The following is a 13,611-nucleotide window of genomic DNA, read 5'->3' as shown; positions in this document are numbered from 1 at the left end:
GAGCCCTCCCTTATCGTCACACCAAGACAATCCGTTTCATGCTTTACCAGCGATTTTCTCTGCAAGCTCATTCAGATAGGTCCAGCGCTCCATTAGACGCTCCAGCTCGGCTTCGGCAAGCCGCTGCTCTTCCATTAACTCCTGCAGTCTCCCAGAGTCAGCAAACGCTGCTTCCATCTTGGCACTAATATCCGTCAAGCGCTGCTCTGCAAGCTCGATCTGCTCGTCAATTCCCTCATATTCACGCTGTTCCTTAAAGCTGAATTTGAGTTTGGTCTTAGGCGCTGAGGATGGCGCTGTGTTATTACTAGCATCTGTAGTCTCTTTACGCTTTGCATTTCCGTCATCTTTGTTCGATTCTGCATGGCGTGAAGAGACATTTTTGGCCAGCCATTCTTCATATTCCGTATAATCGCCAACATGAATCCGGATATCACCATTTTCAAAAGCGATCAGCTTATCTATTGTACGATCCAGGAAATAACGGTCATGGGATACTGTGAAGACGACGCCCGGGAATTCATCCAGATAGTCTTCTAAAACAGCCAACGTTCCGATATCCAAGTCGTTCGTAGGCTCATCCAACAGCAACACGTTTGGAGCTCCCATCAATACACGAAGCAGATACAGGCGCCTTTTTTCGCCACCTGACAGTTTGGAAATCGGCGTCCATTGCATCGCAGGAGGGAACAAGAAGCGTTCGAGCATTTGGCCTGCCGTAATAACGCTACCATCAGCCGTTCGTATGACTTCCGCTTCTTCCTTCACATATTCAATCGCTCGCATGCTGTCATCCATATCCTGATGTTCTTGCGTAAAATAACCCAACTTAACAGTCGCGCCAAGCTGAACCTCTCCCTTATCCGGCTGCAGCTTACCTGCAATCAGATTCAGAAGGGTTGATTTACCGCTGCCATTCGGACCTACAATACCTACGCGGTCTTGGGGTACAGCAATATAGGTCAGATCTTTAATCAACTGACGGCCATCCAGCGATTTCGACAGTTCATTGATTTCAATGATTTTACGACCCAAACGTGTGGATGCCACCGAAATATCCAGCGAACCGTTCGAACTGCTTCCTGTACTTTCTTTCAGCTTCTCAAAACGGTCGATTCTTGCCTTCTGTTTCGTTGATCGAGCTTTAGCTCCACGACGAATCCAAGCAAGCTCCGTACGTAGCAGGTTCTTACGCTTTTGCTCCGCAGAAGCTTCACGTTCTTCACGGTCGGCTTTTAGCTCTAGAAAACGGGAATAGTTGGCCTCATAACGGTATAACTGTCCTCCGTCCAGCTCTAGCATGACACTTGCGACACGCTCCAGGAAGTAACGATCATGCGTTACCATTAAGAGGGCGCCACGCCGTTTCTGTAAATATTGCTCTAGCCAAGCCACGGAGTCCGTATCAATATGGTTCGTAGGCTCATCCAGAATAAGTAGCTCAGATGGCGTAATCAGGGCAGCCGCAAGTGCTACACGTTTCCGTTGACCACCAGACAGTGTATCCATCAGTGCATCGAATTTCACTATACCCAGCTTAGTAAGCACGCTCTTAGCTTCACTCTCCAAATGCCAAGTACCTGCCGCATCGATAGCCTGTCCAATCCGCACCAGTTTGCCTTCCAGTTCTGCGTTACCTGGTTCTTTTTCAAGGCGAGACATAGTCTCCATATACTCACGCATGGTAGCAAGATCTGGATCCTCTCCGGCGAAGACCTGTTGCAGTACCGTATTTGTCGGCTCATAAGGAGGGTTCTGTGCCAAGTACTGCACTCTAACATTATTTCCGATCGCAATTTGCCCACCATCCGGAGTATCCAGACCGGCAATAATACGTAAAAACGTTGATTTACCCGTTCCATTCACACCGATCAAACCAATTTTATCCCGATCGTCCATACCAAATGAAGCATCACTAAAAAGTACTTTCTCACCATAACTTTTGGAAAGATGTTCCACGGTCATAATATTCATGCTATTTCCTCGCTTGCCTTATATTTTCATAAAACCGGTCGCAGCATAGTGCTGCTATTCCACCGATCTATCGTCCTGACCTAAATTCAAGTAATCCATTGCCCCTTTAATAAAAAGACCCGCAGCGAAACCAACACGTTTATACGCATCTTCTTCCTTAAAAGATGGATCGAACAAAATATCCATCTTCAGCCGATCCAACATCCCTATGTAGGACTGCGCCATAAGCTCAGGCTCAGACGCTCCGCCCTCCAGCAACACCTTCACCACTGCCTGCATATATTCTTCCATAAAAAGCGTCATATACGCCACAAGCTCTGGGTTATTGTTAGGTGCGCGGAAAAAGAGCTTCGTGTGTCGCTTTCGCTCATAATAATAGTAAAGATGATGTTTGGCGATGATCGACAGTTTACCTGCCAAAGTATCACTATCCTTCAGCTTTTCCTGTAATTGCTGAAGGAATCCCTCACAATCCCGGCGCGTTACCGCCATGAACAATTCTTCTTTACTCTTAAAATATAAGTAAACGGTGCCCTTAGCAATTCCGGCCTGAACCGCAATTTCCGACATCTTCGTTTCGTAAAATCCACCTGAACCGAAGAGCTCGTATGCGGCATCCAGAATGGCAGTATGTTTATGATTGGACGTGCTGCTCATCGGTTCCTCCTTTAAAACATCATTCCACACAGTAAAGCAATAGCCCCTCCGACGATAGAGCTAATAGCATTAACTGCATCATTGGTCATCCACTTCCAGCCACGTGCGTTTTCAACTTTTTTACCGCAGTGATGTGTACTTTCCACTTCGCGTCCGCATACGGTGCAGCGATTCATCTGCTGAACGGTTGCCCCAAGAATAGAATCCGTGAACGCACCCGCAAGACCTCCAGTGAGTCCAGCCAATGTAAGCAACAAGAAGGATTGATCTGACATGCCGGATATCATCCGCAGCAGCCATGAAGATGCACCGATAAGTGCACCTCCTGCGGCAGCGGCCAGCGTGCCCAGGCTGGATACGCCACCCGAGGCACCGGCCGGAAGTATTTTACCTGTGAGGACAGACCGAGGTGACTTCTTGCTGAGTGTACCAATCTCCGTAGCCCATGTATCAGAGGTTACCGTTGCCATCACCCCGATAAATAAAAATTCCCAATGTTCCATCGGAACCATCGCATTCAGTAGAACGAAAACCATCCCAAGCCCGCCATTAGCAAAGACCTGCCCAGCATCTCGGCGACCCGTCTTGGCATAAGTCTGCTCAAGCTCTGCCTTATTATCATGATGAAGCTTAGACAACAGGCTTGAAGAGATGAAAAAAATTAACAATATTCCAAACCAAAAGGCATTTCCAGCACCAAAATAGATGGTCCCCATAGCTACCGCGGCAAGCATGCCGGAGAGACTTAAGGATTGTTTCCTATAAGCCGCTCCCGCAACTAACAAAGCGCCAAGGGCGCCAATAATCCATAACATAGATTCAACTCCAACAGATGTTTTTAGCCGATCAGGCAAGTCCCCATCAGCTTGTCACCCCAGTACAATTCAAAAGAATCTCCTGATACGGTAGGGCCTACACCTTCTGGTGTTCCTGTGAAAATCACATCGTCTTTACCCAGCCCGTAACGCGCAGCGATAAAATCGACAACTTTTTGGAGCGAAAAAATCATGTTTTTAACATTTCCTCGCTGAACTTCAACACCATTTTTTAAAACCGTGAAATCCGTTCCTTCTAGCTCTTCCTTGTCAGGAAACGCAATGTAAGGTGTGAGTGGAGCAGCGTTCTTAAAGCCTTTAGCCGGTGTCCAAGGCAGACCTTTCTTCTGCAGATCATTATGCACATCACGCAGTGTGAAATCTAGTCCCAGTGCCATAACATCCACCAGATCCTCCACGCTCATACCCGGTACATAATCACGCGCGATCCGAAGCACAAGCTCTCCTTCATAATGAACCTGTCCTGAATCCTTTGGAAGCTGAATGACTGCTTTATCGAGGGAAACCGCCGCATGTGAGGGCTTCAAAAAAATGAGTGGCTCTACGGGGACGTTATTTCCTAATTCCTCCGCATGTAGCTTGTAGTTCCGTCCAACACAATACAAATTATTAACAGCAGCGCACACAGACAATCAGCTCTCTTTCCCATCGAATTGGATTATTTATACTTTTAGAAATGTGTCGCCCCAGATATCCGGACGGTTTGTACAAATCATTATATCAGAATGCATATCTGCTAAGCGACGCATCTCTTTCTCTTTGTTCACAGTCCAGGCCATAATCTTCACCCCTTGCTCCGTCAAAACCTTAGCCAATCTAGGATTTAGACGCGAGAAGCTAATCGACAAAAGAGAACATTCCAGTTCACGCAGCCTTCGAGCAGGATTACCAAATCTTGAATCAAAAATTAAGCCTGTACGAAAGTGAGGGTCTATTTCCTTGATTTTTTTCAACACATCTTTGTCAAAAGAGGTCAAAATCACGTCGTCCCGCATGCCTTTAGAGGAAATAAGATCCGTCACCTTCTGCTCGATGCCAGGATACATATTACCCACTGTTTTCAGTTCAATATTGAGACGCAGTCTACCAGAAGCTAAGGTAAGCACCTCTTCCAAGGAAGGCACCCGCTCTCCCCGAAAAGAACGCCCTTTCCAGCTACCCGCATCGAGACGCCGGATATGTTCCCAATCCATATTCTTCACCTTACCATGACCATTGGTTGTACGGTCCAGTGTGAAGTCATGAATGACAACAGGAACACCGTCCTTGGAGAGCTGGACATCCAATTCCATCCAGTGGACAAAAGGCATGGCAATGGCCATCCGGATTGCTGCTAATGTATTCTCCGGAGCTTTACCGGAAAATCCCCGATGGGCAACACACAAATTGTTCATCATAAGGACCTCCCAGGAACCCTATTTTGTAACTTGAGTGACTTTACCGTCACTGTCGATCTTAACTCGACCAGCAGATAAAGACTCTACTTTTTTCAGCAAAAGCTGTCCGTTCACCTGATTCATGGGCACGGGCTGAGCTAGCTCAGCAGTCATAGGCTTCAGCTGTAATGAACATTGACCTTTTTTACTGCATTCCGCCTGAAAAACAGCAGTTTCCCAAGTGGCGGGTACTGTTGATCTCGTAAAAATAAAATTACCGGTGCTGTAGGCGATCCACTTGCCTTTGTATGGCTCCACACCTTGCAATACATGCGGGTGACCACCAATGACAAGATCGGCTCCCGCATCGACAAAACTACGTCCAAGGGTCTGCTGAATATTATCAAACTGCTCTACCCGTTCTTTGCCCCAATGGACAACTACGACAACCAAATCAGCTTTTTGTTTAGCTGCAGCAATCGCTTTAATTCCTTCTCTACTATCATATACTGAAGCAAGCCCCGGTTTATTTTTACCCGCCATCCAGTCCGATGCAGGAATCACCCGTGTGAACCCCAGCAGGGCGATCTTAATCCCTTTACGCTCAAAATATTGTGCTGAGAATGCTTCCTTACTGTTGAGTCCAGCACCAACATAAGGAATGCCTCTTTCTGACAGATGACTAAGCGTGTCTCGCAGACCTTCTTCCCCTTGATCCAGCGTATGATTGTTCGCCATATTTACTGCATCCACTCCGGCTGCTTTAAGAGCATCTAGTGCTTTAGGCGAGCCTTTGAATACGTATTGCTTATTAGCGGCGCCAACCCCACCCGTGGTCACAGGGGTCTCCAGATTCACGACCGTTAGGTCATCCTTCTTGAACATTCCATCGAGCGCGGCATACGAATAGTCGTAACCTTTCTTTTCGAGCAATTCCCCGGCTTTCCCCGAAAAAATAACATCTCCACCAAAATTCAAGGTCACTGTAGTGCCAGAAGCCTGGTCATCTGATGGAAGTCCAGACACAGAACCACTATCTGCGACTTGGGAGCTACCTTCATCTGGCGAAGGGGTCTCAGTTGGTACAGGTGCCTGTGTTTCAACATTTTCTTCTCTCTTTGGCTCGGGTGTAGGTGTAGCTTCCGGAGTTACCGTTGGAGAAGGAATGGGAGACTCCGTGGCTTCAGGCGTTGCAGTCACTACAGGTGCTGTCTCCTGAGCAGTACTATCCGGCGTAGGCGAAGCCGTCATTTGTGCCACTGGAGGCGGCTCAGAACTTCCCTTGAATCTGTCATCCAAAAAACTATAGCTGAGCGCCACAATAATCATCAGAAGTAGACCTGCATTGACCCACATCCAGGCCGTTCTGCGCTTACGCTTGCTCTTATGTTTGCTCTTCTGTCTAGAACGCGATCGCGGCGGATACATTGTTTCTATGATCTCCTCTACTCTCAAATTGGTTCTATTATAGCATATCTAGCACCTGTCCCTCCAAATAAGAGAGTCCGCCAAGTATAAACGCTCTCGGCGTCCTTTTAAGGACGGTGAGTGTTTAAGCGAGAAATATAAGACATAAAGTATAGCCTAAAACTTATACTTTCTTATATTTTAAAATAGTATGTTCTTAGTTTTAAACAAAAACGGTGAAGCAAAAAAATCTTCGCTTCACCGTTCATTATATAGTTCTAACTCTCCCGTAAATGAACAATTAATTCGATATACGCTTTGCAGCGCTTTGTGCTGTAAGCTTAGCCTGCTTAACACAATCAGGCATTGCCACTCCATCATATCCCGCTCCAAAGACATATATCCCAGGAAGTGTGGTCTCAAGCTCCCTATGGAATTTAGAAAGATTGTCAAGATGTCCAACAGGATACTGTGGCATCGAATGTTCCGAACGAGTAATTTCCGTGAATATAGGTTTCGCTGTAATGCCCAAGATCTCTCGTAAATCCTTACTCACTAGCTCCGTAAGCGCCTCATCTGGAAGTTGAACATTCTGCTCATCTCCGGAGCGGCCTACATGACAGCGCATAAGCACTTTATCTTCCGGGCTCGTATGCGGCCAATTCGTAGACGTCCATGTACAAGCAGTAATATTGCGTCCTTCCTTACGTGGCACAAGAAAACCTGCTCCTGCATCATCAATTTCGATATCCTTCTTGTTGAAGGCCAAAACTAAGTTCGCAACCGATACATAATTTACTGCATCGAGTGCTGAAACATCCACATGTGGACGCAAAAGGTCGGCAGCAAAAGAATTTGGTGTGGTGATATATATTTCATCCGCAAGCAGCCGTTCGCCACTTTCCAGTTCTAGTTCATAACGAGAAGCTTTAGTTCCTGTAGCATGTATAGAGACCACCGTAGCTTCAGTTCGCTGTTCTACATCGTGCAGTTCATGAATCAAGCCATGCACGAGACTTTGTAGTCCTTTTCGAAAGGTCAGAAAAGTGCTGTTCTTTGTGCTCGTTTTTGTCTTGGAGGAATTCCGTTCTTTGATGAATCCACGAATAAGACCACCATACTGCCGCTCTACTTCTCCAAACTGCGGAAAGGTAGCCTGTAGGCTGACTTTGTGTAAATCCCCAGCATACATACCGGCTAATAGCGGTTCGGTCAAATTCTCCATCACTTCAGTACCTAAACGTCGCTCAATCAGCTGTCCGAGGGATTCATCGACATTACTCCGCTTAGGAGGAAGGATCAGGTCCATCAGCGCGCGTATTTTGCCACCGAATGAAACCAGAGCACTTGATAGAAATGGCTTTAGTTCAGTAGGAATTCCAAGCACCAGACCGGTAGGCATAGGATGAAGCTTGTCACGCTGTAGTATATAGGTCTTCTCTGCCTTTGGATTTGTGTTCACCAGCTCGTGATCTAGCTCTAATTCCTTAGCCAATTCAATCATCTCTGTTTTGCTAGCTAAAAAAGAATCCGGACCTTTCTCAATCACAAATCCATCCCGGTGCAATGTTTCGATCTTCCCACCAAGAGTCTTTTCTTTCTCTAGCAGCACAATATCAGGTTTCATGCCGGCTTTCTTGTAAAACTTACGAATGTAAAAGGCGGCGCTGAGTCCACTCAGCCCACCGCCTATGATAACAATTCGCCTAGAGGGACCAGTCATGATTGACCGGCCGGCATTTGATTCAGTCTTGTACGAACAACATCGCTCAATACGGACATGTACGCAGGATCGCTGTTTAATGATTCAATCCGCATAAGACGCATATCCAGCTCTGAAGCTACGGCTGTTGCCTCGATATCAAGGTCATACAGCACTTCTAAATGATCGGATACGAACCCGATCGGTGCCACTAGAACATACTCTACCTGTTCCTTGCTAAGCTGTTGAAGAGTATCCAGAATGTCTGGTCCAAGCCATGGTTCAGCGGTCCGTCCTGCGCTTTGCCACGTAAACTGCCAATTGGTTATCCCCGCTTGATCTGCAATAGCCTTTGAAGTCTCCAATAGTTGATCTTTATAAGGATCCCCCATAGCTAGAATACGCTCTGGAAGGCTATGCGCGCTAAATAATACCCTTATCTCATCGCGAGTAGCACCTGCTTCGATATATTGATCTATTTTCGCAGTTACTCTCCGGCTTAGAACATCGATCAATACTGGGTGCATATGGTAGCTCTCCACAAAACCCATGTTGATTTTACATGCATCAGCCTTTTCCTGAGCACGTTTGATGTAGCCGCCCACGCTCATGCTTGAATAGTGAGGGGCAAGCACAACACCAACCGCTTGGGTAATCCCATCCTTTGCCATAGCCTCGACGCCGTCCTCAATAAACGGATAGGCATGCTTCAAACCCTGATAGCAGACAAATTCTACATCCGCCCCAGCTTTATCCGCGTTTAGTGCTGCCTGTAATGCAGCTACTTGACGGTCTGTATTCTCCCGCAGCGGGAATACACCCCCGACAATCGCTTCATAGCGATCTGTTAATTCTTTAAGCTGCTCCGCAGTCGGCGGATTACCTCGCCGAATATGAGTGTAATATGCTTCAACGTCTTCTAAGCTTTTAGGAGTGCCATACGACATGACGAGAACACCTATTTTTGCTGTCACGGATTCCATCCCCTTATAGATTTAATGGGCTATTTTTAAGAACGCAGTTTGGCTGATTCTTTCAATACTTCCTGTGAATATTCGTGAATATATTCCGTTAATTCTCTAAGCTTCTCTAAGGAAGCCTCCGGGAATAAGCCATGACCCAGATTGAAGATATATCCCGGCTCTTGTACCCCTTCATCAATTAGCTCTTTCGCGTGCTCCTTCAAGACGTCCATCGGCGCTGTAAGTAAATACGGGTCCAGGTTGCCTTGAATCGCAAATTTCCCACCTGTTCTGCGTCGACCTTCGGATAAGCTCACACGCCAGTCCACCCCGATTACATCCGCTTGAAGCTTCGTAAGACTAGGTAGCAATTCGCCAGAGCTCACACCAGGAAAGTATATTTTCGGTACATCAAGATCGGATAATTCGGAAAAAATACGAGAAACCGTCGGTAACACATACTTTTCAAAATCGCGTGGCGCAAGGGCACCGACCCAGCTGTCGAACAATTGAAACGCTTTTCCACCACTACGCACGTGACTGCGGAGGTAAGCGATAATCATATCGCCGAGCTTGTCCATCAGCATTTCCCAGACACGGGGTTCACTGTACATTAGCTCTTTAGTACGAATATATCCTTTGGAAGGTCTGCCTTCGATCAGATAGCTGGCAATGGTGAACGGTGCGCCTGCGAAAGTAATCAAGGGCACGTCCAGCTCCTTATCCAGAATTGCAATTGTCTCCAAAATATGTCCGAGATCGCCTTCAACATCAATGGGCTTCAGTCTCTCGACATCTGCTGCAGAGCGAATCGGATTCTCGATCACAGGGCCAATATCCTTGACGATATCAAATTTCACACCGATAGAAGCGACCGGATTCATAATGTCTGAATACAAAATAGCCGCGTCCACACCTAGCTTGCGCACAGGCATCAAGGTTACTTCAGCCGCCAACTCAGGCTGTTTGCAGATTTCAAGCAATGTGTACTTTTCCTTGATTTTACGGTACTCGGGATCATAACGGCCGGCCTGCCGCATGTACCATACGGGAACGTGCTCCGTCTCCTGCTTTCTGCAGGCGCGGATAAAAGTGTCGTTGTAGGTCATGATAAGATCTCCATTATATTTTATAGGATTTTTTAAAATAAACGCTTACCGTCCTAATAAGAACGCCGATGGCGTTTATGCTTGATCGGCATACTTACTATTATGCCCTTTTTAAAAGGTTGTAACAAGCAAAACGAAGATCGTGGAATGACAATCCTATGACATTACTATGACATGTATTGCACTTTTGAAGCTTAAAAAATGATATACTGATAAAATGTCTATTTTTCTGTGAATCATGTATTTTCTGAAATTCTTTGAAAGGAAGTGAAAGCACTTTGAAGAAATGGGAGACATGGAAGGTCAACCTCTTAGTGCTTTGGTTCGGACAATTCTTGGTAAATGCCGGAATGACGATGATTACACCGTTCCTGACCTTGTATCTTGCTAAGGATCTTGGAGTTCAGGGTGAGCATGAAATTGGAATTTGGGCGGGCCTTATTTTTGCCGCAAATTTTTTAACTTCATTCATTTTCCAGCCACTATGGGGGAAACTCGCTGACAAATATGGGCGTAAAATCATGCTCCTGCGCTCCAGCTTTGGCATGGCTATCGTTATGGTGTTAATGGGTTTCGCACAATCCCCTATGCAGCTGCTCTTACTGCGACTGCTAAACGGTACAATCTCCGGCTTCAATCCCGCTTCCATCGCCCTCGTTTCGGGTACTACTCCCAAAGCACGCATGGGATTTTCGATGGGGCTGATGCAGTCGGGTTCTGTTGCAGGTACCATCCTTGGACCACTTATTGGTGGTTTTCTTGCTGATTTAATCGGATTTCGTCCGATCTTTTATGTCGTTGGCGCCTTGCTCTTTATCGCCTCTCTGCTGGCATTATTTCTCGTTAAAGAGAAATTTGATCGTGCAGAAGCGGCACAAGAGCCGCAGGTATCAGTAATGGAGGGCTTGAAGGAATTGATCAAAATCCCTCAGCTCCCGGCACTGTTTGGTGTAACCTTTTTGCTGCAATTTGCAATGATCAGCCCCATGGCCTTGTTGCCGCTTTATGTTGAAAAGTTAAATGGCCCTGCTGAGAATATAGCCTTTTTAGCAGGAATGGTCAGCGCAGTTACAGGGATCTCAAACATGATGGCTTCCCCCTTGCTCGGCAAGCTGAGTGACAAAGTCGGCGCACATCGCATTCTGACCTACGCCTTAATCGGGGCTTCACTATTCCTAATTCCGCAGGCATTCGTTACTAGCGTTTGGCAGCTAATCATTGTCCGCTTTCTCATGGGGATTTTTATGGGCGGCCTATTGCCCAGCGTTAATGCGCTTATCCGGTCTTATACCCCTGACGGGAAAGAAAGCCGCGCATTCGGCTTCAACGGCAGCACATTGTCACTGGGCAATATGCTAGGAGCTATCATAGGCGGCTTTCTATCTGGTTATATTGGTATTGAGGGACTGTTTATCATCTCCGGAAGCTTGTTGCTGTTAAACACCGTATGGGTCCGGGTTAAGCTATACAAAGCTACTCCGCCACGGCTATTTCGCTAATCTTCTGCTATTTCACCATTGCCAACGCCAGTCCATCATAGGCTGGCAGACAAGTGCTGATCAGACGGTCATCGGTGGCGATCATTTCATTGAAATGCCGTACAGCCAGAATGGCAGGTCCATTTCGATCTGTATTTAGCGTCCGTCCGCGGAGAAAGATATTATCACCAGCAATGATCGCTCCTGGATTAGCCATCTTGATGGCATATTCCAAGTAATTGGTATAGTTAATCTTGTCTGCGTCGATAAAGAAGAAATCGAACTTAGCTCCCTCTACGTCCAGTGCCTTCAGGCTGTCCATAGCGGGTCCTATTCTATATTCCGTAGAATCCCCGAATCCGGCCAGTTCTAAATTACGGCGAGCAAGCTCGGCATAATCGGCCCTCAGCTCTAGCGAAGTCAGCGTGCCACCTTCAGTGAAGCCGCGAGATAAGCAAATCCCGCTGTAGCCGCCAAGTGCACCAATTTCCAAAATACGCGTGGAGCGGGACAGTCTAACAAGCATAGTGAGCAGTCTTCCGTACCCCGGCTCGACAGACACCTCCGGCATACCCGATTGGACGATAGCTTCTTTTACCTGAAGCAGGATTTCATCCTCGGTATAAAGTTGTTCACTGTATTCTTCTTGTGTAAGCATAAAGTTTCTCCTTTGATGACCCCCCGTTTTCTCGAATGAAGGGATGACGGGGAAGATTTTATGATTTATGGAATGCCGGGCATTGTGAAGTGTCCCGCATTCCCCTATACTTGTATGGATGCTTTTCTTATGGTACTGGCTTTTCTTATTGTACTGGCTTTTTGTATTTATCTACAAGTTAAACGGAGTTGAGAGTATTTGAGCAAATTACAATTAATCGCTACTGCCCCCATGGGACTAGAAGCTGTAGTAGCGCGCGAATTAAACGAACTGGGTTATGAGACCACGGTCGAGAACGGTCGTGTATTGTTCAGTGGTGATTATATCGACATCTGTCGCTGTAATTTATGGCTGCGTACATCCGACCGCGTATTAGTAAAAATGGGTCAATTCCCCGCTAAAACCTTCGATGAGTTATTTGAGGGTGTTAAAGCGCTGCCTTGGGAAGACTGGATTCCCGAGAATGGAGAATTTCCGGTTGAAGGACGATCCCATAAATCACAACTAACGAGTGTACCCGCTTCCCAAGGGATTGTCAAAAAAGCTATCGTCGAGAAGCTGAAGCTCTCCTATCATACGGACTGGTTCCCAGAGAACGGACCTCGATATGTGATCGAAGTGATACTGTTAAATGATATCGCGCTTATTACGCTAGACACCACCGGACCCGCTCTTCACAAACGTGGATACCGCAGACAAGCTACAGAAGCGCCACTGAAGGAAACGATGGCCGCCGCTTTAATCCAGCTTAGCCGCTGGAATGGCCACCGGCCGCTATATGATCCATGTTGTGGTTCGGGAACATTGTTGATCGAAGCCGCGATGATCGCTTGGAACATCGCACCGGGACTACGTCGTTCCTTCCCTTCAGAACATTGGCCAGTCATTCCTAAGTATCTGTGGGAAGAAGCTCGCGAAGAAGCTTTCGATGCCGTGCGAGATGATTATCCGTTGCAGCTAACCGGCACGGATATCGATCCTGCTGCTATAGAAATTGCTGAAGCCGCTGCTAAAAGCGCCGGCCTGTCCGGAGAAATCACCTTCACCGTGATGGCTGCCGCCAAAGCAAGACCCCAAGGCGAATATGGCTGTATCATTACCAACCCGCCATATGGTGAACGGATCAGTAATGATAAAGAGGTGGAGAAGCTGACTCGCCAGTTTGGTGAAATGATGCTGTATCTACCGACTTGGTCATTCTTCGCGATTAGTCCCTATAAGGAATTCGAACAATATTACGGCCGTAAAGCGGACAAGCGTCGCAAGTTGTATAACGGACGTATTGAGTGTCAATATTATCAATACTTGGGTCCACTTCCACCTAGAAATCCGAAATAATTCGGAAGACAATTACGCCAAGCATGAACGCCTTCGGCGTCCTTATAAGGATGGTAAGCGTTTATGCGAGAAATATAAGAACGGACATCTCCCTCGATTGAGGACGGTGTCCGT

12 protein-coding genes are annotated in these 13,611 nt (G+C 46.8%); 2 read left to right on the top strand and 10 right to left on the bottom strand.

What is annotated here, in order from left to right; translation table 11 throughout:
* Window positions 1-36 precede the first annotated feature (36 nt).
* From MHB64_RS10690 to hemE, 9 genes are all read right to left on the bottom strand, one after another.
* Window positions 37-1,974: an ABC-F family ATP-binding cassette domain-containing protein gene (locus MHB64_RS10690; RefSeq protein WP_094872263.1), complete on the bottom strand. Its 1,938-nt coding sequence runs from the start codon at window positions 1,972-1,974 to the stop codon at window positions 37-39.
* Between the two features lie 54 nt (window positions 1,975-2,028).
* Window positions 2,029-2,631 (bottom strand): TetR/AcrR family transcriptional regulator, encoded by a 603-nt coding sequence (locus MHB64_RS10685; RefSeq protein ID WP_341134384.1) that lies wholly within the window; start codon window positions 2,629-2,631, stop codon window positions 2,029-2,031.
* 11 nt (window positions 2,632-2,642) lie between these two features.
* Window positions 2,643-3,446, bottom strand: a complete 804-nt coding sequence (locus tag MHB64_RS10680) for a DUF92 domain-containing protein (RefSeq protein ID WP_094872260.1) — start codon at window positions 3,444-3,446, stop codon at window positions 2,643-2,645.
* A 23-nt stretch (window positions 3,447-3,469) separates the two neighbouring features.
* Window positions 3,470-4,093, bottom strand: coding sequence for a fumarylacetoacetate hydrolase family protein (locus MHB64_RS10675; RefSeq protein WP_094872259.1), 624 nt, complete (start codon window positions 4,091-4,093; stop codon window positions 3,470-3,472).
* A 36-nt stretch (window positions 4,094-4,129) separates the two neighbouring features.
* On the bottom strand, window positions 4,130-4,861 hold the full coding sequence (locus tag MHB64_RS10670) for a glycerophosphodiester phosphodiesterase (protein ID WP_094872257.1): 732 nt from the start codon (window positions 4,859-4,861) through the stop codon (window positions 4,130-4,132).
* A gap of 21 nt (window positions 4,862-4,882) precedes the next feature.
* Window positions 4,883-6,271, bottom strand: a complete 1,389-nt coding sequence (locus MHB64_RS10665; RefSeq protein ID WP_341134383.1) for a CapA family protein — start codon at window positions 6,269-6,271, stop codon at window positions 4,883-4,885.
* 280 nt (window positions 6,272-6,551) lie between these two features.
* The gene (gene hemG / locus MHB64_RS10660) at window positions 6,552-7,973 is read right to left on the bottom strand and encodes a protoporphyrinogen oxidase (RefSeq protein ID WP_341134382.1); all 1,422 of its coding nucleotides are present in this window, start codon (window positions 7,971-7,973) and stop codon (window positions 6,552-6,554) included.
* Window positions 7,970-8,926 carry a ferrochelatase gene (gene hemH, locus MHB64_RS10655; RefSeq protein ID WP_094876153.1) on the bottom strand — a complete coding sequence of 319 codons (957 nt, stop codon included), beginning with the start codon at window positions 8,924-8,926 and terminating at the stop codon, window positions 7,970-7,972. The genes hemG and hemH overlap by 4 nt, the downstream gene beginning before the upstream one ends.
* A gap of 35 nt (window positions 8,927-8,961) precedes the next feature.
* Window positions 8,962-10,023, bottom strand: a complete 1,062-nt coding sequence (gene hemE / locus MHB64_RS10650; RefSeq protein ID WP_094874395.1) for a uroporphyrinogen decarboxylase — start codon at window positions 10,021-10,023, stop codon at window positions 8,962-8,964.
* Window positions 10,024-10,301: 278 nt separating this feature from the next.
* Between hemE and MHB64_RS10645 the strand changes: the two genes are divergently transcribed.
* Window positions 10,302-11,522 (top strand): MFS transporter, encoded by a 1,221-nt coding sequence (locus tag MHB64_RS10645; RefSeq protein WP_094874394.1) that lies wholly within the window; start codon window positions 10,302-10,304, stop codon window positions 11,520-11,522.
* Between the two features lie 7 nt (window positions 11,523-11,529).
* Here the strand turns inward: MHB64_RS10645 and MHB64_RS10640 are convergent, their stop codons facing one another.
* Window positions 11,530-12,159 (bottom strand): O-methyltransferase, encoded by a 630-nt coding sequence (locus MHB64_RS10640; protein WP_341134381.1) that lies wholly within the window; start codon window positions 12,157-12,159, stop codon window positions 11,530-11,532.
* Between the two features lie 198 nt (window positions 12,160-12,357).
* Here MHB64_RS10640 and MHB64_RS10635 point away from each other — a divergent pair, with 198 nt between their 5' ends.
* Window positions 12,358-13,497, top strand: coding sequence for a THUMP domain-containing class I SAM-dependent RNA methyltransferase (locus MHB64_RS10635; protein ID WP_076283187.1), 1,140 nt, complete (start codon window positions 12,358-12,360; stop codon window positions 13,495-13,497).
* The last annotated feature ends 114 nt before the right edge of the window (window positions 13,498-13,611 follow it).

Origin of the sequence: Paenibacillus sp. FSL K6-2859 (assembly GCF_038008265.1) — a bacterium.
GTDB classification, from domain to species: domain Bacteria; phylum Bacillota; class Bacilli; order Paenibacillales; family Paenibacillaceae; genus Paenibacillus_AQ; species Paenibacillus_AQ nitricinens.
Note: the sequence above shows the minus strand (reverse complement) of the source record. Positions and strands in the feature narration are given on the sequence as shown.